Source organism: Priestia sp. 40, from assembly GCF_049368575.1.
Classification (GTDB): domain Bacteria; phylum Bacillota; class Bacilli; order Bacillales; family Bacillaceae_H; genus Priestia; species Priestia zanthoxyli.
In genome coordinates, this window is the sequence record NZ_JBMPZA010000022.1 from 67,225 (window position 1) to 92,384 (window position 25,160).

The following is a 25,160-nucleotide window of genomic DNA, read 5'->3' on the forward strand; positions in this document are numbered from 1 at the left end:
GAGGGGAAGGTCACTGACATTAATACATATTAATGCCTTCGGACTACCAACCGAAGTGTGTTTTTACATTCCATATACAAATTTTAACATAAAAACATTCAGTATAGATATTTTCCTTTAAAAGACTATTTAAAGATGCATATTAAACATATCGTAGTTAACATATCGTAGTTAACATAACCATTAATATCGGAAGTAATAATCTCATATAAACAATAATATTGTTTATAAATCTCTTATACGTTTTTTAATATCTGCTGCCACGCTAGTGGAATCATCAATTTCAAAAAAGACATACTTGTACCTTTCATGCCCTTCAAGTTCAATCATTACAAGAGGTACTCTGTTTTCGTAAGAAAGAAAATACCATTCATCGGCGTATTTAAAACTTCCCTCAAAAATATTAAGAGGAGAAATTGATGTTCCAGGCATGCGAAGCATCCATTTTGGAGCATCAAAATAGTCAACATATACATTTTTGATAGTGCTATAGGGCATTTTTAATTCGGACTTTAATGCAAAGAATCCTGTCATTCCATTTAATTTTAGAATCATAACTTCATCATTAAACTGTACTTCTCTTTTCATAATTCTTCTCCCCTAACTTTATTAATTAAATTCAGTTTTTTAAATTTACAACTATAATTAAGACGATTTATTTCATCAAAACGTTCATTATTAATTATTTTTTTTTTGCATATTGTATTCACTTCTAGTTTACATAATCACGATTATCAGAAATAAGTAATAGCATCTTATTTAATAAGATGCTATTACTACTGAGCTTAAATACTTTTTAACTTAGTTTGTTTAACTGACTCATTTTTATATTTCTCTTGAAATTTATTTAACATAGAAATGTTTGTTAATACTCCCGTAGCCAACATTAATAATGTAAGGGAGGATCCACCATAACTCACAAAAGGTAAAGTTACACCTGTGATAGGCAAGATACCGGTTACTGCTCCAAGATTAACGAACACTTGAATACCAACCATAACTGAAATACCTATAGCTAACAGTGCTCCAAAAGGTTCTTTACATTTTTTTGCTATGGTTAGACCTTTTACAATAATAAAAAGTAATAGCCCTAAGACAATAAGCACTCCCCAAAAACCTAATTCCTCAGCAATAACTGCCATAATAAAATCTGTGTGTGATTCAGGAAGATAACCAGCTTTTTGAACCCCTTGTCCTAACCCTTGTCCTGTCAAACCCCCAGTACCTATAGCCAAGTAGGAGTTAACCAGTTGGTATCCATCTCCTTGCTGATTCGCAAAAGGATGGAGAAAACCCGTGAAACGAGCTAAACGAACAGGAGAAAAGACGGTAGCAATATGTCCTGTTATTAATAAAACGAATAGCATAACAATAATGCCTATTACTCCTAGTACGGCAATCTTTATCATTGATTTTATTGAGATGCCTGAACATAAGACAATAGCTGCGACAATACCCAAAATGAGGAGAATTCCACCATAGTCCGGTTGCATGGCAATTAAGAAGCAAATAAAAAATACAATAAGCATAGGCGGAATAACAGAGCGCTTTAAGTCGTTTATATACTCTTGCTTATTCGTAAAGACGGCTGACAGATACAAAATGATGGCTAGTTTAGCTAATTCTAGTGGCTGTATTCTAATTGGGCCCAGTATAAGCCAACTTTGTGCATTCCCTGCTGTGTGTCCAACGATAAGTACCAACACAAGAAGAATAATCACTGTTACTAATAAAAATTTTAACACTTTTTTCTCTTGATAAATTTTATAAGGCACAAAGGCTGCCATACAGAAAAGGAAAAACCCTGCTATAAGAGCAAGTTTTTGCTTTTGATAAAAGTAATCACCTTCTACCCCATATCGACTAATAGCAGTTATCATACTTGCACTATAGACCATCACTAAACCGATAAGGCATAGAACAACTAAAGCTGCAATGAACTTGTAATCGTAACACCTTATAATTTTCTTAAACATAAAACGTCCTCATTTCTTGCAAATATAGAGAATTATAGTTCTTTTAAAAAAAGATACTCAATAAATTATATAAACCAAATCCCGAACTTGCTGCTATTGCCGTAATCCCTGTTGCTTTATTTCTTGTAGTTAAATAATAGTTTACGGCATGTAGTATAAAAGCAATGGAGACAACAATTATGGCTGCTTCGTACCAAATAGAACTATTTAGATACCACCCTAAGCTCATAAAAACAAGAAGAAGAGCTAAAGAGATACCTCTTATTTTACTTTCTGTAACAACGTCTACGTACTTCATATAACACTCCTATTACTCTATAGAATTACATATATCTATTTTGGTGCTAGTAAATAGTTAAACTTCCTTTAGAAATGGACTACTTATTAAGGTATATCTAGAAGTAAGGCTCTTATAAGAGATTTCTGTGAAAGTATTTCCTTTTTTTAATAAAAGTGTGCGATGTTTATCGTCTTTTTCTGTTAAGACGTACCCTTTCTTTTTCATCATTTCGATGTACGTATCCAAATGTCCTTTAGGTACCAAATACATAATGTTATTATCAACATCTGTCGTTTCAGCTATATCCTTATCTTTAAATTCTAATTGGTACATCGCTTTAGCATTTGCTATAGGTCTGGTGTCACCAAAGATATGCTCCCAATTAATAAAAATAACAGAGAGTACTATAATGGTTGATATAAGAATAGCTAAAAATAATGCCAAAATCTTTTTTGCTTTATCCATTATTTCGTTCCTTTCAGAGTTAATTACTAATGTCATTTAGGAAATAAACACATACAATTATTACATAAATTAGAAAATATTTAAATTTGTATTTTGAAATATGTTTAATTCTGTTTTTTTCTTTGAAAAATATCTCGTTTTGGATGCACAAAAATAAGCAATGCACCATTTTGCATGCATTGCTTATTCTTTATAAATTGCTTCGTAAACTACATATGCAATGAACAAAGCTATAAAAGTAATTCCTATTTCTATAAACAATCCACAGATTATACCTTCAACACATATTTGGCCATTATAAAAAGACACTCCCACAGTTAACATCCCTATATATAACGGTGTTAAAGTATATGTTTGTATGTGTCTTTCTAGTTAACATAAAACGTGTTATCGGAAAAGTATTAGTATAAATCTTTATAGAGTGAATTTTTTGATAAGTACGACCTAATATTTTAATTCTCGTGCAAACATTATTCCTAGCACTAGACCTTTTAGATAAGTAAAATAGACTTTTATCGGGGGATTGAAAATAATAATTTTATGTTATAAAATGAAAGCATTCTACAATAAGGAGGATTATTAAAAATGACTGCTTCAATCAGATTGCGTATCCGTACTTTGAACAAGTAATTTAATACGTTCAGAGGCTCTGTTTAATACTTGCAGAGTAAACAGGATCAGTCTGTCCATTTTTAATAATCTTCAACGGACATAGCAATGTGTGACATGAGAAAAGGTGGGTTCATCTATCTTTCTTTTGTTATACCTAAAAATGTACTTTTTTTCTTGAACAATTCATTGTTATGGTTTCTTCAAGGTATTACTGAGTACATGGACGTTGATACTTGTTTACTTTAAGCTGCAGACAGAGATTTCTGCAGCTTTTTTTGTGTTTCTAATTGTTGATCTATACTGATAAATAACTATTAATTAATAACATTAGTTGTGAGAAGAAGAGCTATAGATAATAAAAAGGGCAATGAACAAAGTGAAAAAAATTGAACATTTATGGGAGGATAATTAAGGTGAATAAACTAGAAATTAAAGAATTAGCAAAAAGAAAAGGCCTAAATGTAATCGAAAAAACAATGAAATTGAATGAATCAGGCTTAGATTTCCAAGTTGCCCATGCAGAGGATGAGCAGGGACAAAAATGGATTTTACGAATCCCGCGCAGACCAGACTCTATGACAAAAGCTAATCAAGAAAAGAAGGTTTTAGATGCGGTAAATCGATATACAACCATTCAAGCACCCGATTGGGAAATTTTCACCAATGAACTCATTGCTTATAAATCATTAGACGGAGTGCCAGTGGGTACCATTAATCCTAAAATTCAAAATTACGAGTGGGTTTTAGATATAGAAAATATTCCGTCCACATATTACGAATCATTCGGACGCATGTTAGCAGAGTTACATCAACTGCCAACAAACGTAGTAGAGAAGGCTGGTATTAAGATTTATACGGCAACTGAAGCAAGAGAGTTAATGAAAGAAAAAATGCAAAAAGTAAAAGATGAATATGAGGTGCGTAATAATCTGTTAAATCGTTGGGAGGCCTGGGTAGCTAATGATGATATGTGGCCAAACTATACCGGTCTTAGCCATGGTGACATTCATCCGGGGCATATTTTGATTAATCACCAAGCAGAGGTCACTGGCTTAATAGATTGGACCGAAGTAGCTGTTACAGATGTATCTCGTGATTTTCTTGCTCACTATTTATTCACTGGAGAAGTTGGATTGGAAAAAGCTATTACTGCATATGAGAAAGCAGGGGGGAAAGCGTGGCCACTTATGAAAGAGCATATCATAGAGTTAGCAACAACACAGGCGATTACGGTTGCTGAATTTGCTAAAAGCTCTGGGATGCAAGAGTATAAAGATATGGCCCAACAGATGCTTGGTCCAATTGAGTAATAAAATAACTTTGATAAAAACTTATATAATGAGCAAACTACTTAAGAAATCTTTTAGGACTCCACTTACAACCTAATTTGTTTATCAGTAGAAAAAGCTATCTTCCCCAAAGGTAGCTTTTTCGCCTTTTATCGGAAATCTAAATATAAAAATAAAGCCTCTTCTAGAAGTAGAGGCTTATTAAGCTTACCTTTAAAACTGTATACATTAAATCTGATTAGGCTTTAGAACCTTTGCATAAATACAGGTGTCTCTCAAGTCTAACCCATTAGCTGATACATCATCATTTTCTAAAATACCTTCTAGCCTAAACCCTAGTCTTTCAGGTATAGCACGACTTTTAATATTACTTGAGTCACATTTAATTTCTAACCTTTTGGCCCCTAATTCTTTTAGAGCAAAATTCATAATTCCTTCAACAGCTTCAGTCATGTATCCTTTCTTACTAAAGCGAGAATTAATCCAGTAACCAATTTCAAATTTAGGAACATTCCAATTTATACGATGTAAACCAGAAGATCCAACGAAGTCACCCGTCTCTTTTAGAAAAATTAAAAGCCTTAAGTCTTCTCTTTGTAAAAACTCTGTATGAGATTTTCGAATACTTATTTCTGCTTCTTCTACGGTTTGCTTATTTTTAGCAAAAGGCAGCCATGGTTTTAATTCTTCAATAGATTCATTTATTGCTTGAGATACAACTTTTCCATCCCCAGGAAGAGGCAGTCTTATAAAGAGCCTTTCAGTATAAAACTTCGTAGGGAAATCTAATAACAGTGGATTCACTTAAACACTCCCCAACTTTTCTTCATTTATTAAAATAAGTCTATATTATTAATAAAAAAATGCAAAGAAATCATATATATGATGTGCATTGCTAGTTTACATAGTCACAGTTATCCGTAGAAAAAGTACTTGAATTAATTCAAGTACTTTACAAATAGAACCTTATCTTGATTTGGTTTATTCCCCTGTTCAATTTCAAAACCCATTTTAGTATGATAAGCAATTGAAGCTTTATTCACAGGAGAAGTCACACAGCGAACAATATTGCGGCCATTTTGTTTAATTACATCGAAAAATTGATTATATAATTGTTTCCCAATACCTTTTCCCCTGTACTCCGGATCGATTCCAACAAAGTGAATATATGCTTCATTCGAGTAGAATTGAGATAAGAATCCAATTAAAAAACCTATGATTTTACCTTCTTCTTCAACAATAAAGCTAGTATTTTTAAAATGATCAAAAAAAAGCTTTGGCAACAAGTCAGACATTTGTCTTCCATTCCACCAATCGTTAATTAACGGAGATATTATATAATAATCTGATCCTTTCACTAAACGAATTGTCATTATGATCTCTCCCTAATTTATTTATGAATTCACTTAAATTGATGCTATCACAGGAAGAAAATGTTATGTTGTTCTTTCTCTTTTTTTTAATAAATTCCAATGTGAAAAGTGAATAGAATATACAAAATCAGTTTACATAATGTTTTTTTATGGGCAGCAATAAAGAGCTTGGATCAATTGATCCAAGCTCTTTACCAGTTATACCAAATAAAAATTCCGACTATAATTAAAGGCACACAGGCCATTAAGACTCCATAAAGCGAGAACTCGAATTTCTCTGGGTTACCCATATAAGATCTTATCCCTGCTCTATCTAGGCTAGGCTTTTCAATTTCCGATTCCTCTTTCTCTTTATCAGACATACTAATCCACTCCTCCATCTGGAAATAAAATTCCAGTTAAAATAATTACTAATCTAGAAATCATGTATTCTATACATATTTTTAATATTGTAAGCAACTTTTTATAACTGTCCGGCTACTGATAACAGTAAAATTAAAAGAATCACAAATACTAATAAAGTTGAGCCTCCTATTATTAGCAAAGTCTTTTTGGTGTTTAAGTTGTAAGCTTTTCGTAGGAATAATCCAAGAAAAGTTATCGCTAAAAACATGGACCAAACCCCTAGCCACTCTAGATGTATATATTCTAAAATTGAAAAATTAAATATAAATGGCATAAAAAGAAATTCGTGCAAAAAAAGAAATGTAAAAAATATAAATAAAAAAAGGTATGTAACAGATGACAAGCTTTTAAACAAGTTTATTTCCTCTTTCCTAAACAACATTAGAAGTTATATAAACTAGATAATATTGCTTTATTATTTCTCTTTCTTTCTAATTAATTTTACCATAAAAGGTATTTAGAGGTAATTTATTAGTGTATATACCGTGCATTTTTAGTTACCATAATCAGCATTCTAGGTAGCAGAAGAAACCTATAGAATTTTCTATAGCTTTCTTTAAATATCTTAACTAATAAGTTAACTTAAAAGAAATTATTTACCATCATGTTGGTTGCGATTATACATTCCGTTTTGAACCATATAATATTCTATCACTTGATCTAACCATTTTTCTTCTTCCTCTGTATAAGGTGAGGCCATCATACTTTGAAAATCTTCTATTTCCTCGTTCTCTAATTTTCCAAAAGCATATATAGCTTCCTCACCAACGTATTTAAGAGATGCCTGCAAATGTTTATTTGCCAACTCTTGTACTTCTGGATCATGAACTGGTTTTCCGACTAACCTTTTCGCTTCTCTCGATAAATCAATAAATTCTCTATCTAAGGACAAATTCTCCTCGTCAGATTTATCATAAACCTTATCTGCAATCTCTTTAGAAGTGAAATGCTCAAGCCATGTACGTTGATCTTCTTCATTTTGAATGTTATTAATCAAACTAATTAATATTTCACTTGGAACATCCTCTTGATCACCTAATAAAGAAATCGTCTGATTAATTGCCTTCAGAACTTTGTCTAAATGCTCCTTTTTCTTCTCAAATGCTTTTTTCTGTTGAATTAAAGTGTTCTCTAAGTTTAAGTTCAGATTTGTATTTGTTAGCATTAATCCTATTTCTTCTAGGTTATAACCTAAGAATTTTAATGCTAAGACTTTTTGAAGTTTTACTATATGGTCCTCTCCATATAGGCGATGGCCAGAACTGAGATCTTTTTGAGCTTTGAGTAGCCCTATTTCGTCGTAATAATGCAACGTCCTTATTGAAACACCCGTTTTCTTAGAAAATTTACCAATTGAGAAACCTAAATCATTACCCAACTTACATAACCTCCTTAAAATCTATTATTAATCTAATTAATTTCATCATAATACCTGACGTAACCGGAGGTTCAAGTGTTAATTTTTAAATATACATTTGTAGTTAATATAATGTGACTTATCAGTACAAAAAAAGCCTTTAGACTCATAAATCTAAAGGCTTAAAATATGGTTAACACTTTATTAGCTATACCTGATTAAAAGCTTGGTAAAAATAAGTCCACTTAATGATGGGAACAATAAATACGCTCCTAGTGCTCCCAAAACCATTCCATCCCATCCGCCTACTACCAAAATGCTAATTGCGATTATAGTCAAAGAGATGACAAACCCAATGTTAAAAACTTTATCCCCTATGTGTTTATCAGAGTTTCTTTTTCTCTGAACCGAATGAAATATATAGGCTAATACTAATGCAGCTATAATGCTCACTAAAATGATCTTAATATCCATAGAATACCCCTTTTATCCTTTTAATTCCATTTTAACAATAATATTAAGTGAAATCACTATGTATATCATATACAGAGCTAGTTTACATAAACACTCTTTCCGGAAGACATACCAAGAAGAACCCCTTGTAGCACAAGGGGTTTGTTGAGTTCTCTTTTTATCGATTATGCAGTTTTTTATACATCCTTGGTGTCACAAGGTTTCATTCGATGGGATCAACTGAAATGATGTATAAAAAGTGCACCTTTTATACATATGCAATATCTCACCAGAGATAGCTTTTTTTAGGAAAAAATGTTAATATATAATTCCATAATGATGATGTTCAAAAGGCAACCTCTACTGACGACCAGAGGTTGCCTTTTAATTTTGCTTACCTTTTGATTAAACAAATTATAACCTAATACTATATTTTAGATATGTACATGTATATTTCACTTTTATCACATCTATATTTATCTATTAGAATAACGCTCTGCAAGCTTCTCTTTATGTGAGTTGAATATTTCTTCTAAAGAAATATCATATTTGTTAGCAATAACAATCAAGTTACCTAACACATCTCCTAGTTCTTCTGTTAGTTCTTTCTTATTCTCTTCTAAAGTTCCAGTTACTTCATCTGGTCGATCCCTTCCGATTTCTAAAGCCCTAATAGCTCTTGCTACTTCACCGGTTTCTTCAGCAAGAAAGCCAATTCGAACAAAAATATCTAAGTCTGACCAACCTCTCATCTTATAGTAGTCCTTCACCCATCGTTGAAATTCTGTTACATCCATTGATTGGTTCCACCTTTCATTTTTAAAGATCCACCTAAGTTTAACAAATGATCCATTATTATGTATAATCATTAACGGTGATTTAATTAGGAGGGGATACTTTTGAAAAGAATAGCTGTATTTTGTGGCTCAAGTAACGGGGCATCTAATCTTTATATTGAAGGAGCAAAAGCTCTAGGAAGAGAGCTTGCTAAACGTAACATTTCGCTTGTATATGGTGGGGCAAGTGTTGGAGTAATGGGTGCTGTGGCTGATGCTGTGTTAGAAGCTGGCGGACATGTCATTGGCGTCATGCCTACTTTCCTTGAAGAAAGGGAAATTTCTCATAAAAACTTGTCAGAGCTTATTGTTGTTGGATCTATGCATGAGAGAAAAGCCAAGATGGCTGAACTTGTAGATGGATTCATTACGTTACCAGGGGGTCCAGGGACATTAGAGGAATTCTTTGAAATTTTTACATGGGCTCAGTTAGGGTTACATCAGAAGCCTTGCGGATTATTGAATATTAATGATTATTACACACCACTTATTTCTTTATTTAATCACATGACAGAAGAGCAATTTCTACAGGAAAAATATCGTTCTATGGCTCTGGTAGACACAGAACCACAAGGTTTATTAGATCAATTCAATACATATCAACCTCCTTCAGTTAAAACATATATCACAAAAGCTCAAAGCTAACAAAAGAACAGGATTAGATAGTAACTAATCCTGTTCTTTTTTGTTTATTTGCAATGTAGCTTAACATAATGTACCTTTCCGGAACGCACCACCAAAAAGAGTCCCCTTGGCATTGGGGTTCTCGATGAGGCCCTGTTTCTGTTTTATGCAGCTTTTTATAAATCTTTGAAATAACTGCGTTTACTCGATACCTGAATGGGAGGAGAATGTATCAAAATTGCATGTTATATATGTATGTTCGCACGGTAAAATGTAGTGTGTATGGAAGAGATGAGATATTATTTACTTGCGGTTATATTTGATAATTAGCATTTCTACTAGAAAGCTATTTCGCTTGCCAATGGCGGGGTAGCTTTTTATATTTTCTACAATTCTTATTACGCTCTTAGTCAAAAAAACCTTGGCTAAAAGATAATTAGAAGTTTCTTATACCGTTAGTACATTTTTTTATTAAAATTTTAAGCCAAATGCCCAGTCACTTTGTCTAATAGGTATAAAAGGAAAAAGTAGAGAGGATGAATTTCGATTATTAGGATCATTAAAAAAGCTCAAAAAGGTAATGATAAAGCCTTTTTGAAGCTTTTTCAGACATATGAACAAGATATTTATCGAATGGCTTATGTATATGTCAAAAATAAGGACGATGCCTTGGACGTGGTTCAAGAAGTAGCATACCGTTCTTTTAAAAACATAGATACATTAAAAAAGCCGGAATACTTTAAGACATGGTTAATCAGGATTACCATTAGGTGTGCAATCGATCATCTAAGAAAGAATAGCAAGGTCGTTCAATTGCACCCAGAACATGAGGAAATTATCGGTTCAGATATTGAAGATATTCCCCTTACATTATCCCTTCATCAATTAGTGGAAGAATTAAATGAAGATGAAAAAAGTGTTGTTATTTTACGGTTTTACGAAGGCTATTCTTTTAGGGAAATTGCTGAGACGTTGACCATTCCTTTAGGCACGGCCAAATCTATTTTATATCGTGCTTTAGCTAAACTTCGTAAACAAGTGAAAGGCGTTGGTATTTATGAAGAATAAACTAAAACAAGAACTTGAACAAATTGAAATTCCAAAAGAATTACATATGAGAGCCAAACTCGGTGTAGAAAAGGCTAAATCAGAGCAACCAAGAAGAACGTTTAAAAAAGCAATTGTATTTCCAGCTGCCGCAGCTTTATTCCTTATAGGTTCCGCAGGTGTAGGAGCAGCGACATTTCCAAGCTTCAACCACTTACTATCTCTTGTTAGTCCCGACATTGCCTTGTTTCTTCAACCTATTGAAACCACTAGTGAAGATAAAGGAATAAAAATGAAGGTTATAGGTGCCATGAACGATGACGAAATGGCTGTTATTTACGTTACGATGCAAGATTTAACAGGTAATCGCCTTGATAAAACGCTGGATCTTTATGATTACACATTAACTGACGGGCATATGTTTAATAGCCAAATTGTTGACTACGATAAAGATACAAATACAGCCACATTACGAATTCAAGCAAATGGAGGCACAAACTTTAATAATAAAAAAATCAAATTGCGAATAAGCTCTTTCCTTAGCCAAAAGCATAAGCATGAGCGAATCAAGATAGATACTAATCTGTCGGAGCTAAAGAATAAAAATGTAGATACAATCTCTCTTAGCACAGATAGTACATCCGGAGGAGGTGGGGAAATTACTGACCAACTCGACACGGGAGAAAGTATAGAAATCTTAAAGCCTAACGAAACCATTCTTTCTCTGCCAAAAATAAAATTTATGCATGTATCAAATATTGGATTTGTGAATGGTCAACTTCACGTTCAAACAAAGTGGTCCGATGAAGATATAGATAGCCATGGAGATTTTTATTTAGTTGATCCTTCCGGAAAGAAGATAAATGCTTCTTCTAACATCTCTTATGGAGTAGATAAATCAGGGGAAACTGTTTACGGAAATAACTACGTAGAATATATTTTTGATGTAAATAGTAAAGATCTTAGTAAGTTAAAGCTTATGGGAGACCTTGTATCTAATGGTAACTATACAAAGGGTGATTGGAGTACTACATTTAAATTGCATTCTGTAGAAAGCGAAAAAAGTCTGAGCTTTAATGAAGGCTTTGGCAGCTGGGAAGCAACTAAAATCACTCTTTCATCACTAGGTGTAACGCTATACGGAAAAGGGCATTTTAAAGACACTGATAACATAAAAGTGAGTGTTAAAATGAATAATGGCAGCATTCAATCACTCGATTCGTTACAAAACTTTAGTGATAATAAAAGCGTTAAAGCTAAATTTCTATCTTCTTCTCCTTTAGATTTATCAAAAATCAAAGCAATTAATGTAAATGGTACAGTTATTAAAGTACCTAAATAAAAGATAAAGCAAAGTTTCTTAATCCTATGAATAAGAAACTTTGCTTTTTTATTGTTCACTGTTTTAACGGCTACCTTAATATTAGTCCATTAAGATCACAACAAACACAGTCCGTAAAAGTATACATTTACGGACTTTTCTTTTATGTAATAAATCTATCATTTTTATTGTTCGTTTAAGTCAAAAAACCAATTGCGAACGTACACTTGAATTCAATAACTTTTACGAACGTTTTTTTGCAGAATAAGAGAGATCTTTACAGAGTAAACGTAAAAATGAAATTTATAGTGCCAAAATGAGGGTGCTATGTAAATAATAAAAAAATTCATACCTATTATAGGTATGAACCTTTTTAAAATATAATTAGTTTCCAATAGATATTTTTTATAATAGAACCAATCCAGCTACTAATAAAACAGCACCAAGCATAATACGGAACCCTGAAGAAGAGACCGGATCCGTTACTATATCCGATGCTACTGCTAAAAAAGCTAAAGTTTTCTTAGTCTTTCCTTTTGTGTTTTTATCTTTTACAACTATTAAAATTCCTGAGATTAATAGATACAAACCAATTAATAAAACTAATATAGGTATGAAAATCCTTTCCACCTGCTTTTATGTATTATAGTGTATTTATTTTCTATGCTTTTTATAATTTAACTTAACCTTCCGATAAACCATATTTCGTCGCGGTTCTCATATTCATATTCAGCATCAATCGGTTTATAGCCTTTAACGCTTAATCCTTCAGGTATGTTTATCTTCCACTTTTTTTCAAGATTTTGGGTTTGGTGTAAACGTATAAACGGTGCTTCATCTATCTCTGTACTAAAAAAACCTTCATAGAAGCTATCCATCCCTTTTTTAGTAAATAAAATTAGGATAACAGAATCGTCCAAATCAGATGAATTAAAGCTACAAAATATGCGGTATTCCTTTTGCGTTTCCGTTCGTATGTCAAGAAGATATTGTATTTTATTAACAATCTTCTGTACAAAATATCTTTTTACGTTAATTGGAACATTCTTTGAATGGGTAAAAAACATACTAAAAGGAATATGAAGAGAGGTATATCCTTTATAATTTGGATCTTTATTATTCTGTACAGGTAGAGAATCAATTTGTTCATTAAGATATTTTGAAAAAGTACGAAGCCTTCTTCCTAAGCCTCTTACTTTCTTTTTTGAATAACAATTCTGGTTCCATTGATTCATGTATTGATTTTCCTCCAATTAATCTTTTTCTCAGTGTCCATGTTAAATTTATAAACTCTGTCTATAATATTACCTAGACAGACTTAATTTTATATTAATTTTTGCATATTCACATATTTTTTAGTAAATATTCACCTTAAAATCCAAAAAAAGTTTTTTGGTTCCGATAATCAAACTTATGTCAACTCGAACAGAAAAAGCTTGTATCTTCTTAGATACAAGCTTTTTCCATACTGTTTAGGAATTTGTTTGCCCTTGTGAGGCCCTTTCGTTACGTATATCGGTTCATAACCAAAGTGCCTTGTGTAAGATATGAATATCTACTCTCAATTTGAGGTAATACGTTTGTTGAAGTCGCTGTTAATTCTTTCAAAACTAATCAGTCCCTTCATAAATTAAGTATTTACCTTTTTACAACAATCAATAATAACATTGGTGTTGTACTGTATGTTTACCACATGTTTTAAAGTTAAAACGTTAATCGTATAAATTCTTATAGATTTTTTCTTCTTAATGAAACGCTACGTTTATATTAAAAGCCGAATAATAAAATTAAAAATCATCTAGAGTATAATTTAAAGAGTACAGATATTTAATGCTATGCCTATATGTACTCCTTTTAATAACCATTATAGTGTGAATAGAAATTAATTATAGAAAATATATGGAAAGGAAGACACCAGTGATAGGAATTGATTTCTGTATTGCCAATAATGAAAAAGAAGCAGCTGTTTCTATTAAGACTGTAAAGTTCGAGGAAAATATACAGGATTACCTGTTAGAAAGTAAGTTGGGGGATTCATTCGAATTATTAACAGGATTAGATCAATATGGTGACAAGTTGTTTTCTGTACAAGAAATAAATCAATTAATAAAGATATGTGAAGTATTGCAGACTACCTGTCGACAACCACAGGAGATAGATCTAAAAGCGAGAACATTTGCTGAATCATTAAAGGGTCTTTGCTTAGAGGCACTAGAGCTAAATAAATTAGTATTTGCGGCTGGCGATTGATGTAGTATTAAAGTTGGAATCAACGCTGTAGTCCCATCGCTTCGATAATATGAATTAATAAATTCAAAGGGGAAAACATCTTGAAAAAAACATTTTTAAATAAAAATAACACACTTATAGGACTAGGATATGAGTTTTTAGTGGTTTGTCCTCATTGTGCCTCTTGTGCAAAAGTCATAGCTTTAGATGACCCGAGCCCCTATGTTGCTAACGTCAGAAGAAGGTTTATTTGTACTGCTTGCGGAGCAACAAAAGACAAAGTTATAAAAGCAAATGGTTACGGAGAAGCTAGAGTCTCCTATGAACCTAAAGCTAATTATGAAGTAATTTTAACTGGGGACCCCTGTGACTGGTATTTTAAACTTCCACTCTACTTGCAAATTGAATGTAGTGGAAACATCTTATGGGCATTAAACTTAGAACATTTAATTTATATGGAAAGCTATATAGAAGCTGAAATTAGGGAATCACATCCCTATTATTTGAGTGTCGAGAGTCGACTTCCAAAGTGGATGAAGCTTGCTAAAAACAGGAATGAAGTATTAAGAGCTATTCAGAAACTAAAGAAGAGGCTAAATGAAAAGAACTAGTAAGTGCTACTTTTTTGTCTCTATGATAAAGCAATAGAACCCTATATACGAATTGCTACAGGTGAGTATAAGAATTAGTTTTAGACAGAAGAGAAATTGATGCTCCTTGGGTACTTACTGAAAAACCGAGTTAGTATTCTTTTATCTTCTGACTACTGCGTTAACATATATTTTTAAAATAATAAAGGAGCTGTTAAGAAGTGATGAGCAAGCATTAAAGCAAAAGAGCAAACTCTAGTGATAAGGAGTTTACTCTTTTTATTTATGTCTCTTGAAACCAAAATGCATCATAGAAGCTATTACTAACGAGATAACAGCAGCAATAGCAATCTTTATGTAAGAAAGCTCTAAAGCCCAAGGCCCATATTTATCTAAATTCAAACGATACATAGACCACCACTGTCCATTTTCACCTTTAAAGAGCGATACGACAATCCATAAAAGAATTAATAACAAAAACCATACAAAAAAGATAATATAGTTCGAAACTTTCCTATTCACTGGTCATCCCTCCCCTTCATAATTCATACCCAACATTCTTGTCTCTTATTATAGTAACAATAATCGGGAAAACTTTAGAATTTTTATTGATTAAAGAACATTTGTTCGTATATAATATATAGAACAAATGTTCTTTAATTTAAGGAGTTCTTTTAATGGATGATGGGCAGCTACCAAACAGAGTGATTATTTGTATAGACATGAAATCGTTTTTTGCCTCGGTTTCCTCTGTCATACGGGGGTTAAATCCGTTGAAAACAAGGCTTGCGGTGGTGGGAGATATCAAAAGATCAAGATCGGTTGTGCTAGCTGCCACACCTTTATTAAAGAAAGAAGGGATCAAAACAGGAAGTCGTCTTTTCGACATTCCTAAAAGGAAAGATATCCATGTGGTGAATCCATCTATGGAGAGATATATTAAGGCTTCGAACTATATTTCGAGTTTGGTGTTACAGTATGTGGCTTCTGAAGATTTTCATGCCTATAGCATTGATGAGTTGTTTATTGATGCCACAGCTTCTTTGCATTTGTTCGCTAAAACACCAGAAGAATTAGCTCATCAAATCATCAACGAGATTTACCGTAAGACACGGCTGACAGCTACTGCAGGTATCGGTCCGAATCTCTTACTGGCGAAGGTAAGCTTAGATCATGAGGCCAAGAATATCCCAACAGGAGTTGCCTATTGGCGATATGAGGATATTCCCTTTAAGTTGTGGTCCATTCATCCGATGAAGGATTTCTGGGGGATCTCATCTCCTACGGAACGACGCTTGAACCGTTTGGGTATTCACTCCATAAAAGAACTCGCTCTTTCCTCTGTAGAGATGTTACAAAAAGAATTTGGTGTCCTGGGGGAAGAAATTCACCAACATGCGAATGGCATCGATTACAGTCGTATTTCAGATGTGTACATTCCTAGCTCTCGTTCCTTTGGAAAGAGTCAGATTCTCTTTCGCGATTATATTAACCGAAAAGAAGTGGAGTTATTGCTGTTGGAACTATTAGACGATGTATGTTTTCGCTTACGCATGCATCAAGTGGTGGCCCAAACGGTTCATTTATCCATTGGCTACAGCAAACAAACAGGTGGAGGCTTCTCCAGACAAAAGAAAATGGGGAGAGCTTCGAACTTAAGCCAGGATATCTTTCCCTATTGTTTAACCATTTTACATATCTATGATAGTGGCATGCCGATTCGCTCCATCGGTATTTCCTTATCACACACTAGCATTCAAGAAGAAGAGCAAATGAGTTTATTTGAGGACATTGACCAGCGTGAAAGAGCCCATGCTCTTGCCAAAACGATTGATGATATCCGGCTGCGTTATGGCAAGAATAGTGTACTACGTGCGTCTAGTCACCTTCCTCATTCAACAGCTCGTTATCGAAACGGCCTTATAGGTGGCCATAAAGCTTAAGGAGGAAAAAGAGATGGAATCTAGAGGAATGAAAAAATGGCGTCCATTCGCCACGATGCCCGAGCAATACATAGGATTAAAGGAAGTTATAAATAAGCAACTAGAGGTAGATCAACCTGTTTTAACAGAAGAACAAATGGAACAAGTGAATTTCACCTTAATTGAAGCCTTACATACAAATAAGCAAGTGTACCTTACTTATTATAAGCGAGGTCAATGCATAACAGAGACAGGATTTATTCAGTTTGTTGATTCTCTTGGGAATGTATTCATTTTCATTGATAACGTATTTGAGTTAAAGAATAAAATGAGATTAAGCAAGCTCATTGATGTACAATTTGTCTAACCTGGAAAAATCAAGAAAGTACGATTGATGTTTGTCCAAACAAGACAAAGAAAGGCTACTCATTTGAGTAGCCTTTCTAAAACAGCACCTAAGAGGATAAAAGGGAATTAGGGTTCCTTTTGATAGTATATCTATTTGTTTAGATGCCCAAAATTCTCTTTAGGTTTGGGTGAATACTCCGATATATAAATCGCAATTAAAATGAAAAAGGCACCTAACCATTCTATTCCTTGGACAGTTTCCTTGAGGACAATAAAGGCAAATACAGTAGCGAATATTGGTTCACTTAACTCTAAAAATTGAACTTTATTGGCCTCTAAATAATTAAGAGCTCTCGTCGTACAATAAAAGCCTCCTATAGTAGGAAAGATTGCTAAGGCTATTAAAGATGGCATTGAATTTAATTCCGGTATTACGATACCTTCTCGGTAGAAGGGAACGAACAAGTAAATGATTCCAAATAACATGAAGTACCAAATTAATGATAAACCGCCCTCTAAAGAGAATTTTTTGGTTAATACTAAAAATAAGCCATAACCAATACCTGCAATTCCAGCAAGTATTGCTCCCGTTGAAAGCCCTCCAGTAGCACCTTGTGCAAGAGCCATTATTATTAAACCGATTATCAATAAGATTAGTCCTACATATTTTAACTTATTCTTTTTTTCCTTTAGTAATAACGAACTAAATACAAAAGTTGTTAGAACAGATGAACCTAGTAAAATGAATACAACAAAAGGTACAACAGCATATTTATAAGCAGTTGTTTCGAAAAAGTATAAAACGAATATTCCTAAGAAGGAACAAAGAGCAATAGCCTTAACGTTTTTCGTTAATACAATAATATCTTTTCTGAAATTAGAGTTTAAAATAGCAAATATAGAAAGGACAATAAAAGCAATAAAACATTTATAAAACGAGACAGCTGCTGGCGTTAAACTACTTGAAAATAAGCCCTTACTCAATATTCCTACAGTACCATTTAGAATAGCTGCTCCTAAAGCCAAAATGACTCCTAGAGTGTATGTGTTTTTCATGCGCTTTTCCTCGATCTTTTTATAATAGGTAATTTATTATTTTTTATTAAATCAAAAATTAAAGGTGAATTAGAGTTAGAAGATATAAAAACTCCTCCCATTTTTTCATTCAGGTCTCTATATGTATTATCTTTCATCATAATAGTGTGTGCTTTAGAGATATTCCAATAAGGTATACTAGCTTGAAGATGATGAGTTAAATGGTAATTCTCTGCATGTATACTCAAAAAGAATGCTTCAGTCCAATGGCTATATCTATTACGGGTCATCTTAATACTTTTTTTATTATTTAGTACTAATGGATAATGCTCTGCCATTTCTATAAACCACCCAATCACCATAAAAGAAGTGAAGTATGGAATAATCCAATATAGAAGAAGATATTTTAGAGAATCGAAGTATGCAAGTACACCAACAATTAGAATCCACATTACAATCATAGCAGTAAATTGTTTGGGATATTGTTTAAGCTGTAGCATTCTATATTTAAAAACATAATAAGCGTAGCTTAAGATATTTAATAAGAAAAGAGGCCTTAACACATATTTAATAAGAAAATGATTGCTGTTTTTTAACTTATATAAGCCTGCTTCTATATGATACTGGTAATCAGGGTCTTTGTCAGGGTCGCCTAAATGAGTATGATGCCCCTTAACGTGAGAATCCTTATATATATTAAATTCTTGTCCAATAAGATAACCTGAAAAGTATGTTCCTAATATGTAATTTAGCTTTCGATTTTCGGCCAAACATAGGTGAGATGCATCATGAAGTATGGTTGCTAAAGCCCTTTGTCTCGACCCAATTATAAGTATAGAAATTAAATAAAGCCATATGTTGTACTGACCTAGTAATATAGATGCACTAATGATAAGGTAATCATACAAAATACCGATTATTCCTCTATAGTTATTTGACTTATACAATGGCCTTAATTCTTCTCTTACTTCCTTAGAGAAATTGTGGTATTCGTAACTAGCCAATTTAAAACCTCCTTGATAATTTTTAACACATTTACTAATATTATATAATTTTTACATTTTTGTCTATAATAAAAATTCTTCTTTGTGGTTATTTATTCATTAATCACAAAGAGATAAGAATTAAACAGATTATTAATCCTGTAGCAAATGCTTTTTGTCATAATCCTTTTCTTGATCATCCATAACTGTAAATAGCCAATAAATAGGTTAGGAAGTTGTTAATTTATACTTATAGAGAACTTTAAGTAAGTTGAAAAGCTAAGTAGTATATAGAATTACAGAAATTTATAATTAAGCAACTACTTTAATAGAAGAGCAAATGGAACAGATGAATTTCACCTTAATTGAAGCCTTACATACAAATAAACAAGTATACCGTACATGTTGTACGCAACAAAAACGAGATGCAAACGATTATGCATCCCGTCATGTGAAGAAGGAAAAAGTAGCTTTTGATATCGAACAAGGTCAACTTGGAGCACAAGCTGCTAACGTTCACAAAGCATAATCAAAAGTAATCACAAAAAGGACTCCTGTAAAGGAGTCTTTTTTTATGGTTTTATAATTAGGAAACCGTTATTTACCTATAAAGAAATAGATGTAGAAAAAGATATATACCTATACATTTTCTTTTACAATTCACCCTTTAAACCCTTATTATGGTAATAAACTCAAGATAAGATGGGAGATGAATTTATGAGAGCAAAGATTGAGAAAGCAAACCATGTGGTAATGTTTGAAACGGCTGGTGAATTTTATGCACATGAAGTGACTCACGGTATTAATGTAGGTTTCTTTGCCTGTCCCTCTTGTGGAGTAAAAGTGTATCACAAACAGGATCATTTCTTTTCACGTGAGCATGCGCGTACGTGTACTTACGTACAAGAGCAATCTAAGACAAAGTTCTAAAAATGTATTCTCCTAGTTTGTAAATTTATCATTGGTCAATTTATACATTTATAGTATAATATGAAAGTTGTACTTATGAGCATATAAAAGGAGAGTCAGCATGAAGGGACTAAGTACGTTGAGAAAGATAGATGCAGTAGGTCGTATAGTAATTCCTATTGAGCTCAGAAAGCTACTGGATATAGGTAAAGATGATGAAGTAGAGATTTTATTGGAAGACGATCATATAGAGATAAAAAAATACAAAGAATCTAATGAATGTCTGATTACAGGTGAGATAACGCCACAAAACTGTAGATATGCAAATAACTTAGTTCTAAGTCCATTAGGCGCAAAAATTTTATTTAACGAAATAAAAGACAAGCAAAAAACCTTTGAATCGTAAATTCAAAGGTTTTTTAAGTCGACCTATTTTTTATTCTGTATACTTTCCAACCAGTTTTGTACAGAAGACCCTAAGCTAGTTGCTCCTACTTTTAATTCATCCATAATATAAGAAATTAAATTGTGTAAACTGTACTCTTCCTTATAAGGGTTATTTTTATTGATGAATTTTAATACCTCTTTTAACTCCTTTACTCTTCCCTGATCCAATTCTTCTTCTAAATGCCGAGTCATGTATTCATCAACAAAATCAGAGTTCCTTATACTCGCTTCAATTAAGAAAGATCCTGCTAATGCTGGAGAGCAATCTAAAGCATAAGCTAAGCGTTTCAGAATATCATACGTTTCTCCATGTCCATCTTTTAAGCGCGTAGAGACACGCTCTTTCTCAATATTCTTGTATAGATGTCTAATTGGCTCTTTGGACATATCTCCCATATACACAGTGCTGCCAAAGCTAAATCCTCTTCTAAAATAATTTGATAGGTAGTCCATCACTTTTGAAGAAGCAAGGCCTGATATACAAATTGATTCAATTACATTTTTCACAGGTGTATTTGTAATGTAAGACAATCGATAAACACATTCTTTAAGATCAATCGGAAGTGATGGTTTTACATCTCGTTTTTTGTCACTTCGAATTTTTCTTTTCTTCTCTTCTACTCTCACATAATCACTCCTAAAATCTAAAATTATCTCTAGGACAATGACTTTTTGTACATACCTAAAACATGTATATGGCAGGGGAGGGAGGAGCATGTATATTTTTTTGAGATAGTGGAAAAAACTTATAATAGTAGAACATGAGAGGAGTCTTTTGTATGAAAATGACGAAAGAAGAAGCACAAGAAATCGCAAAAAAAATAAAAGAAAACTCTAATAAGTACGGCTTACCTGTGAAAAAAAAGAAAAATGCTAGTGCAACTTAAAAGGGGATATATAAGAAAAGGTCTTCAATTTAATAAAAAATAGAACACTTATATTTTCCTACTATAGTACGCAATAACATTTAGTACGCCGCATAATAAAGATAAATAGATATAAGCTAACTCAATTACAATAAACTTCAAATTAGATGTGCTGATAATGAGGAAGTTAAAAAAGGGACTGCCTAACAAATTAATTTGTTAGGCAGTCCCTTTTTTAATTATGATTATTGGTGACGTAATTTATCAATTTCTTCTGGTGTAAGGTTTGTAAATTCAGCGATTGTTTGGGTATCTAAACCCTTTTGAATCATACTTAGGGCCACCTTTATGATCCCTTTCTTTTCGCCTATTTCTTCACCTATTTGTTTTCCTTTTTTTTCTCCAAGTTTCTCAGCTCGTTTTAAAGCTGACTTTTCATCTAATAATGCTTTTCTTCGTGCTTCATATGCTAGTAGCACTTCTGGATCTTGGCTAACACGTTCCCACTCGTCCATTGCTTTCTTTAATACTTGATCTTCTTGCATCGCAATCTCCTCCAATACCTGAGTGATTTCTTCATCTTCGGATGCTTCAAGTAATAATAACCATCGTACAAGCTGATCTTCCCGTGGATCTACCTCTCTGTTACGCCATTTTATTAATAACTTAGGTAGCTCCATAAAATGAATTTCCAGCATATCCGTTAAGAGTAATTTTTGCTCTCGCTCATATAACTGAAAAGTGGAGTGATAATCATGAATATGAGATAAATAACGGAAGTTCACAATGTTAATGGTAATCGTTTTACAAAGCTCTCCGTAGTCCATTCCTTCTTTCATTTGACTACTGTACATTTTAGACCAGTAATAGAGTGTTCGTTTTTCCATGTCATGTTTGTTATTAAGCTGAATTTCAATATTAACTCGGCTTCCATCCTCTAACTGTGCATGCACATCTAAAATAGAGCGTTTATCTTCTTGGTTTTCTTTATTAAAATGCGGATCTAATAACTGCACCGTCTGAATTTTTTTATCATCTGGAAAACGGAGTGCTGCGTTCAAAAAAGCAGCTAAAATAGATTCATTTCCATGTGTGCCAAATAGTGATTTAAATGCAAAGTCGACACGCAAATCTAATCGTTTTGTCATAATACCCTCCATCATTTCCATGTTTGTTATTAGTATACCATGACTATATCGATTCCTTCTATCTAACACTTTAGGAGTAATTTTATTATCAATACAGTATCTGTTACACCTAATTATTAATGTTCTTCGGACAAAGAAGTAAGGAGGGGATTTAGAATAAATAGAAGTACTCGTGCTGATTGCTATTGCTCATAAATAAAATCCTCTTTACCACTATTCTTTTAGTCCGATCAGGTTCTTTATACATATAGAAATACATTAAAAATCAATAGAACATGTAAAGCAAAAAAGCCACTAGAATACTTAGTGGCTTTTTATTTTAAAAATCGCTATACTCTTCCAAATCATCGTCGTCTAAAGAACCAGATACTTGCTCTAAATCTGCAATCTTACCTTCTTTTAAGGTTTGACTTTCTGAAGGCTTGTCTTCTAATGCCTCTTGCTTGACTACAAAGCCATTAGTCTTAGCTAATTGTTTTAATTCCTTCAGTTCTGAATTGATATGTTCAAGAAGTTCTTCTGTTCTGTGACCTGAATCTACTTGGTCGGTAGATGAATGATGAAGGTCCCGAACAATTAAAGATGAAATATAGTCCCCTAATTTTCGAGACTTCGCATATTTTGCAAGTACGTCATAGACTTCATCACTCAATCGGTTGGTCTTAATCGTAAAGGCGTTTTGACGCTCTGACATGGTTATCACCTACGCTGTTAGGATTTAACGGCTTTCTTCTCAGCTTGTTTCTTTTGAAGGTAACCGATGCTTCGGATTTCTAGGCCAAATAAGTTTAAGTGACGGCTATCCTCTGGTACTTTATGATATTTCTCTGTACGTTCTTCGCCAATCTTTTCACTCATGCTTGTCATAATCGCTACTTCTAGTGTTGGAGCGACACCACCACTATATACGTATTTACGGATTTTATTTGCCGGTGGTGGGGCCACATCATTTAACTTCGCTAGTAAAATCTCCACATACTCTTTTAAAGAAGATGTAATTTGAGCTGTTAAATCAATGGCTGCGCCTGTATTTTCATTTTTTAACTCGAATTTTTGTTTACTATAGTTATCTAAAATAAATTGGTCAAAAGCACGTAAATCGGTAAACAGCTCTGGGAACTTCTCTTTACGTAACTTATCAATATGAGCTAAATAGGGAATACCCTCGATACTTTGGAATGATTCGCGACTGTTTGCAGCTTTTAATCCTTCAGGTAAGATAACAACATCAATGGATCCTCCACCAATATCGACCATCACCGTTTCACATTCTACATATTCATTAGCATCTTCACGATCTTGAAGTGTTAGGTCTTTCTTTAACGCAAAGCGCGCGATTTCGCCTTCTTTCAGGCAAGCACTTTCGTCCACAGCTACCTTCAATTCTTTTTCAAACCCTGGAGTATGAATACGGAATGTATGGTCACCTAGGAAGCGAGTAGCCATGGCTTTTTGAGCTTCTCCAAACGTACTTTCTTTTTTCAGTAACCAAATTGGTAACATCGTAGAGAAGTAGTCAATCTCGATGCTATTATCCTTTGGATCTTTCGCATGCAATGCGTGGTAGTATGCAATGGCAGCTAGAAATGTCACGTAAGGAATATGACTCGTAATTTTGTTATGTAAACGATTTATGTGATTGTTCGCAAGTTGTTGGCTTGCTGCGATATCACCGACTAAGAAATAACGTTCTTTCTCTTCGTCATCGATTGTTGTAGATAGTAAGATACGCTTCTTAAATTCTTCTGGTGCTGTCACCGCATCTGTAAAGAATGAATCAGCAGCCTCTTTTTGGAGTTCTACAACGTTGGTTGGGAAATCAAATAGGTATCCATCAATGATATTCATATCAACGGAGTTTCCACAGTCTTTATTAAAACGTGAAATTTTCATCTCTATACACCTCATTTTTAAGTTGAACTTCTGTTAAACTAATTATACAAGAATAGGGTTGTGTTTTCAAGCATTTAGTTAAACTTATCTATCAACAAAAACTTACATTTATCAACAATCATATTTGTTTAGTTGAACTTATTTTAAGATTAAAAATCTGAAGGTATACGTAGGTTTTTTATAGAATAAAAAGAGAGTTTTTAACACTCTAAAAAATAAGAGAGCATACAACATTTAGTTTTATCTAAAGAACTGATATTTGCTGCAATAGAGCTACCTACATAAAAAGGGTATCCTTTATTTGGTATTTGGAGATGAGGTATAGCATGAAAACGCCAGGGAGTATGCGAAAGTTAGACGAGTTAGGTCGTGCTGTCACTTCAATGGGGTTACGAAGGGTTCTTAGTATTAAAGAAAAAGGTCCTTTAGAAGTATTTTTTGACAGAAGTCATATTATTCTCCAGAAATATAAAGCTTCCAATGAATGTAGAATTACAGGAGAAGTGACTTTGCAAAATAGAGAATATGAAAAACAAGAAAAGCCCTCATACTTTGAGGACTTTTCTTACCTATGAAGAAGAAATGGACTTTTTATTCGCATCTACAAGACGTATTGTAACATATATAAAGTACAAAAAATGAGCTATTCAGACCTTAAAAAAGGTATTCTAAGACTTCAGCTGGTTTTTACAGAGGAAAGATGTTGTCATTCCGTAGAATTCTAGTTATTGTTAAATAAAAATATAACAGTT

General features: G+C 33.1%; 31 protein-coding genes. 12 read left to right on the top strand and 19 right to left on the bottom strand.

From position 1 onward, the window contains the following. Positions 1–225: 225 nt before the first annotated feature. The 4 genes from ACO1DI_RS22870 to ACO1DI_RS22885 form a co-directional block, all read right to left on the bottom strand. A complete protein-coding gene (locus ACO1DI_RS22870) occupies positions 226–588 on the bottom strand; it encodes a hypothetical protein (protein WP_047752028.1) in 363 nt (120 codons plus the stop codon). A gap of 197 nt (positions 589–785) precedes the next feature. Then, the gene (ftsW, locus tag ACO1DI_RS22875) at positions 786–1,976 is read right to left on the bottom strand and encodes a putative lipid II flippase FtsW (protein ID WP_047752027.1); all 1,191 of its coding nucleotides are present in this window, start codon (positions 1,974–1,976) and stop codon (positions 786–788) included. A 43-nt stretch (positions 1,977–2,019) separates the two neighbouring features. After that, on the bottom strand, positions 2,020–2,274 hold the full coding sequence (locus tag ACO1DI_RS22880) for a hypothetical protein (protein WP_047752026.1): 255 nt from the start codon (positions 2,272–2,274) through the stop codon (positions 2,020–2,022). Positions 2,275–2,331: 57 nt separating this feature from the next. Next, entirely contained in the window at positions 2,332–2,721 is a 390-nt protein-coding gene (locus ACO1DI_RS22885; protein ID WP_047752025.1) for a hypothetical protein, read from the bottom strand. A 1,025-nt stretch (positions 2,722–3,746) separates the two neighbouring features. Between ACO1DI_RS22885 and ACO1DI_RS22890 the strand changes: the two genes are divergently transcribed. Beyond that, positions 3,747–4,643 carry a macrolide 2'-phosphotransferase gene (locus ACO1DI_RS22890; RefSeq protein ID WP_047752024.1) on the top strand — a complete coding sequence of 299 codons (897 nt, stop codon included), beginning with the start codon at positions 3,747–3,749 and terminating at the stop codon, positions 4,641–4,643. A 207-nt stretch (positions 4,644–4,850) separates the two neighbouring features. Here ACO1DI_RS22890 and ACO1DI_RS22895 read toward each other — a convergent pair whose 3' ends face one another. The 6 genes from ACO1DI_RS22895 to ACO1DI_RS22920 all read right to left on the bottom strand — a co-directional run bounded on the left by ACO1DI_RS22895 (position 4,851) and on the right by ACO1DI_RS22920 (position 9,007). Beyond that, positions 4,851–5,426: a GNAT family N-acetyltransferase gene (locus ACO1DI_RS22895; RefSeq protein WP_047749698.1), complete on the bottom strand. Its 576-nt coding sequence runs from the start codon at positions 5,424–5,426 to the stop codon at positions 4,851–4,853. A gap of 134 nt (positions 5,427–5,560) precedes the next feature. Next, positions 5,561–5,995 carry a GNAT family N-acetyltransferase gene (locus tag ACO1DI_RS22900; protein ID WP_228307801.1) on the bottom strand — a complete coding sequence of 145 codons (435 nt, stop codon included), beginning with the start codon at positions 5,993–5,995 and terminating at the stop codon, positions 5,561–5,563. 191 nt (positions 5,996–6,186) lie between these two features. Further along, on the bottom strand, positions 6,187–6,357 hold the full coding sequence (locus ACO1DI_RS22905) for a hypothetical protein (RefSeq protein ID WP_157862161.1): 171 nt from the start codon (positions 6,355–6,357) through the stop codon (positions 6,187–6,189). A 635-nt stretch (positions 6,358–6,992) separates the two neighbouring features. After that, positions 6,993–7,778 (bottom strand): MerR family transcriptional regulator, encoded by a 786-nt coding sequence (locus ACO1DI_RS22910; protein ID WP_047752022.1) that lies wholly within the window; start codon positions 7,776–7,778, stop codon positions 6,993–6,995. A 183-nt stretch (positions 7,779–7,961) separates the two neighbouring features. After that, positions 7,962–8,231, bottom strand: a complete 270-nt coding sequence (locus ACO1DI_RS22915) for a YesK family protein (RefSeq protein WP_423145637.1) — start codon at positions 8,229–8,231, stop codon at positions 7,962–7,964. A gap of 455 nt (positions 8,232–8,686) precedes the next feature. Continuing rightward, a complete protein-coding gene (locus ACO1DI_RS22920) occupies positions 8,687–9,007 on the bottom strand; it encodes a MazG-like family protein (protein WP_310876606.1) in 321 nt (106 codons plus the stop codon). 102 nt (positions 9,008–9,109) lie between these two features. On the opposite strand from ACO1DI_RS22920, the gene ACO1DI_RS22925 reads away from it, so the two are divergent. From ACO1DI_RS22925 to ACO1DI_RS22935, 3 genes are all read left to right on the top strand, one after another. Further along, a complete protein-coding gene (locus tag ACO1DI_RS22925) occupies positions 9,110–9,691 on the top strand; it encodes a TIGR00730 family Rossman fold protein (protein WP_423145638.1) in 582 nt (193 codons plus the stop codon). 519 nt (positions 9,692–10,210) lie between these two features. Beyond that, on the top strand, positions 10,211–10,738 hold the full coding sequence (locus tag ACO1DI_RS22930; protein ID WP_310876625.1) for an RNA polymerase sigma factor: 528 nt from the start codon (positions 10,211–10,213) through the stop codon (positions 10,736–10,738). Continuing rightward, positions 10,728–12,059: a DUF4179 domain-containing protein gene (locus tag ACO1DI_RS22935; RefSeq protein WP_310876604.1), complete on the top strand. Its 1,332-nt coding sequence runs from the start codon at positions 10,728–10,730 to the stop codon at positions 12,057–12,059. Before ACO1DI_RS22930 ends, ACO1DI_RS22935 begins: the two co-directional genes overlap by 11 nt. Before the next feature lie 384 nt (positions 12,060–12,443). Here the strand turns inward: ACO1DI_RS22935 and ACO1DI_RS22940 are convergent, their stop codons facing one another. Together ACO1DI_RS22940 and ACO1DI_RS22945 are read right to left on the bottom strand one after the other, a co-directional pair. Continuing rightward, positions 12,444–12,626 (bottom strand): hypothetical protein, encoded by a 183-nt coding sequence (locus ACO1DI_RS22940; protein WP_255293484.1) that lies wholly within the window; start codon positions 12,624–12,626, stop codon positions 12,444–12,446. Between the two features lie 89 nt (positions 12,627–12,715). Then, positions 12,716–13,273, bottom strand: a complete 558-nt coding sequence (locus ACO1DI_RS22945; protein WP_228307845.1) for a DUF3916 domain-containing protein — start codon at positions 13,271–13,273, stop codon at positions 12,716–12,718. Positions 13,274–13,955: 682 nt separating this feature from the next. On the opposite strand from ACO1DI_RS22945, the gene ACO1DI_RS22950 reads away from it, so the two are divergent. Continuing rightward, entirely contained in the window at positions 13,956–14,288 is a 333-nt protein-coding gene (locus ACO1DI_RS22950; RefSeq protein ID WP_228307844.1) for a hypothetical protein, read from the top strand. An 80-nt stretch (positions 14,289–14,368) separates the two neighbouring features. Further along, positions 14,369–14,878: a hypothetical protein gene (locus ACO1DI_RS22955; RefSeq protein ID WP_228307843.1), complete on the top strand. Its 510-nt coding sequence runs from the start codon at positions 14,369–14,371 to the stop codon at positions 14,876–14,878. A 258-nt stretch (positions 14,879–15,136) separates the two neighbouring features. Here the strand turns inward: ACO1DI_RS22955 and ACO1DI_RS22960 are convergent, their stop codons facing one another. Then, complete coding sequence (locus ACO1DI_RS22960; RefSeq protein ID WP_228307842.1) at positions 15,137–15,379, bottom strand: hypothetical protein; 243 nt, start codon at positions 15,377–15,379, stop codon at positions 15,137–15,139. A 155-nt stretch (positions 15,380–15,534) separates the two neighbouring features. Between ACO1DI_RS22960 and ACO1DI_RS22965 the strand changes: the two genes are divergently transcribed. Further along, positions 15,535–16,800, top strand: a complete 1,266-nt coding sequence (locus ACO1DI_RS22965) for a DNA polymerase thumb domain-containing protein (RefSeq protein ID WP_228307841.1) — start codon at positions 15,535–15,537, stop codon at positions 16,798–16,800. A 13-nt stretch (positions 16,801–16,813) separates the two neighbouring features. Further along, positions 16,814–17,146, top strand: a complete 333-nt coding sequence (locus tag ACO1DI_RS22970; RefSeq protein ID WP_228307840.1) for a YolD-like family protein — start codon at positions 16,814–16,816, stop codon at positions 17,144–17,146. 131 nt (positions 17,147–17,277) lie between these two features. Here ACO1DI_RS22970 and ACO1DI_RS22975 read toward each other — a convergent pair whose 3' ends face one another. Both ACO1DI_RS22975 and gntB read right to left on the bottom strand, forming a co-directional pair. Further along, positions 17,278–18,153 (bottom strand): DMT family transporter, encoded by an 876-nt coding sequence (locus tag ACO1DI_RS22975; RefSeq protein WP_266105076.1) that lies wholly within the window; start codon positions 18,151–18,153, stop codon positions 17,278–17,280. 26 nt (positions 18,154–18,179) lie between these two features. After that, complete coding sequence (gene gntB, locus ACO1DI_RS22980; RefSeq protein WP_228307838.1) at positions 18,180–19,166, bottom strand: guanitoxin biosynthesis L-arginine gamma (S) hydroxylase; 987 nt, start codon at positions 19,164–19,166, stop codon at positions 18,180–18,182. 319 nt (positions 19,167–19,485) lie between these two features. Between gntB and ACO1DI_RS22985 the strand changes: the two genes are divergently transcribed. The 3 genes from ACO1DI_RS22985 to ACO1DI_RS22995 all read left to right on the top strand — a co-directional run bounded on the left by ACO1DI_RS22985 (position 19,486) and on the right by ACO1DI_RS22995 (position 20,460). Beyond that, the gene (locus tag ACO1DI_RS22985) at positions 19,486–19,674 is read left to right on the top strand and encodes a hypothetical protein (RefSeq protein ID WP_228307837.1); all 189 of its coding nucleotides are present in this window, start codon (positions 19,486–19,488) and stop codon (positions 19,672–19,674) included. Positions 19,675–19,862: 188 nt separating this feature from the next. Next, a complete protein-coding gene (locus tag ACO1DI_RS22990) occupies positions 19,863–20,075 on the top strand; it encodes a hypothetical protein (protein ID WP_228307836.1) in 213 nt (70 codons plus the stop codon). Between the two features lie 100 nt (positions 20,076–20,175). Beyond that, positions 20,176–20,460, top strand: coding sequence for an AbrB/MazE/SpoVT family DNA-binding domain-containing protein (locus ACO1DI_RS22995; RefSeq protein ID WP_228307835.1), 285 nt, complete (start codon positions 20,176–20,178; stop codon positions 20,458–20,460). Between the two features lie 23 nt (positions 20,461–20,483). Here the strand turns inward: ACO1DI_RS22995 and ACO1DI_RS23000 are convergent, their stop codons facing one another. The 4 genes from ACO1DI_RS23000 to ACO1DI_RS23015 form a co-directional block, all read right to left on the bottom strand. Further along, positions 20,484–21,128, bottom strand: a complete 645-nt coding sequence (locus tag ACO1DI_RS23000) for a hypothetical protein (RefSeq protein WP_228307834.1) — start codon at positions 21,126–21,128, stop codon at positions 20,484–20,486. A gap of 484 nt (positions 21,129–21,612) precedes the next feature. Beyond that, a complete protein-coding gene (locus ACO1DI_RS23005; RefSeq protein WP_228307833.1) occupies positions 21,613–22,515 on the bottom strand; it encodes an Rpn family recombination-promoting nuclease/putative transposase in 903 nt (300 codons plus the stop codon). A 319-nt stretch (positions 22,516–22,834) separates the two neighbouring features. Then, positions 22,835–23,209 carry a hypothetical protein gene (locus ACO1DI_RS23010; protein ID WP_228307832.1) on the bottom strand — a complete coding sequence of 125 codons (375 nt, stop codon included), beginning with the start codon at positions 23,207–23,209 and terminating at the stop codon, positions 22,835–22,837. Positions 23,210–23,226: 17 nt separating this feature from the next. Continuing rightward, complete coding sequence (locus ACO1DI_RS23015) at positions 23,227–24,408, bottom strand: hypothetical protein (protein WP_228307831.1); 1,182 nt, start codon at positions 24,406–24,408, stop codon at positions 23,227–23,229. A gap of 326 nt (positions 24,409–24,734) precedes the next feature. Between ACO1DI_RS23015 and ACO1DI_RS23020 the strand changes: the two genes are divergently transcribed. Continuing rightward, positions 24,735–24,983, top strand: a complete 249-nt coding sequence (locus ACO1DI_RS23020; RefSeq protein ID WP_228307830.1) for an AbrB/MazE/SpoVT family DNA-binding domain-containing protein — start codon at positions 24,735–24,737, stop codon at positions 24,981–24,983. The last annotated feature ends 177 nt before the right edge of the window (positions 24,984–25,160 follow it).

Excerpts from the sequence above, each read along its gene's own strand:
- ACO1DI_RS23005 (WP_228307833.1), bottom strand. The coding sequence starts at position 22,515 with ATGACAAAACGATTAGATTTGCGTGTCGACTTTGCATTTAAATCACTA.
- ACO1DI_RS22900 (WP_228307801.1), bottom strand. The coding sequence starts at position 5,995 with ATGACAATTCGTTTAGTGAAAGGATCAGATTATTATATAATATCTCCG.
- ACO1DI_RS22965 (WP_228307841.1), top strand. The coding sequence starts at position 15,535 with ATGGATGATGGGCAGCTACCAAACAGAGTGATTATTTGTATAGACATG.
- ACO1DI_RS22945 (WP_228307845.1), bottom strand. The coding sequence starts at position 13,273 with ATGAATCAATGGAACCAGAATTGTTATTCAAAAAAGAAAGTAAGAGGC.
- ACO1DI_RS22985 (WP_228307837.1), top strand. The coding sequence starts at position 19,486 with ATGGAACAGATGAATTTCACCTTAATTGAAGCCTTACATACAAATAAA.
- ACO1DI_RS23010 (WP_228307832.1), bottom strand. The coding sequence starts at position 23,209 with ATGTCAGAGCGTCAAAACGCCTTTACGATTAAGACCAACCGATTGAGT.
- ACO1DI_RS22915 (WP_423145637.1), bottom strand. The coding sequence starts at position 8,231 with ATGGATATTAAGATCATTTTAGTGAGCATTATAGCTGCATTAGTATTA.
- ACO1DI_RS22935 (WP_310876604.1), top strand. The coding sequence starts at position 10,728 with ATGAAGAATAAACTAAAACAAGAACTTGAACAAATTGAAATTCCAAAA.
- ftsW (WP_047752027.1), bottom strand. The coding sequence starts at position 1,976 with ATGTTTAAGAAAATTATAAGGTGTTACGATTACAAGTTCATTGCAGCT.
- ACO1DI_RS22970 (WP_228307840.1), top strand. The coding sequence starts at position 16,814 with ATGGAATCTAGAGGAATGAAAAAATGGCGTCCATTCGCCACGATGCCC.
- ACO1DI_RS22990 (WP_228307836.1), top strand. The coding sequence starts at position 19,863 with ATGAGAGCAAAGATTGAGAAAGCAAACCATGTGGTAATGTTTGAAACG.
- ACO1DI_RS22870 (WP_047752028.1), bottom strand. The coding sequence starts at position 588 with ATGAAAAGAGAAGTACAGTTTAATGATGAAGTTATGATTCTAAAATTA.
- ACO1DI_RS22920 (WP_310876606.1), bottom strand. The coding sequence starts at position 9,007 with ATGGATGTAACAGAATTTCAACGATGGGTGAAGGACTACTATAAGATG.
- ACO1DI_RS22880 (WP_047752026.1), bottom strand. The coding sequence starts at position 2,274 with ATGAAGTACGTAGACGTTGTTACAGAAAGTAAAATAAGAGGTATCTCT.
- ACO1DI_RS22885 (WP_047752025.1), bottom strand. The coding sequence starts at position 2,721 with ATGGATAAAGCAAAAAAGATTTTGGCATTATTTTTAGCTATTCTTATA.
- ACO1DI_RS22905 (WP_157862161.1), bottom strand. The coding sequence starts at position 6,357 with ATGTCTGATAAAGAGAAAGAGGAATCGGAAATTGAAAAGCCTAGCCTA.
- ACO1DI_RS23015 (WP_228307831.1), bottom strand. The coding sequence starts at position 24,408 with ATGAAAATTTCACGTTTTAATAAAGACTGTGGAAACTCCGTTGATATG.
- ACO1DI_RS22995 (WP_228307835.1), top strand. The coding sequence starts at position 20,176 with ATGAAGGGACTAAGTACGTTGAGAAAGATAGATGCAGTAGGTCGTATA.
- ACO1DI_RS23020 (WP_228307830.1), top strand. The coding sequence starts at position 24,735 with ATGAAAACGCCAGGGAGTATGCGAAAGTTAGACGAGTTAGGTCGTGCT.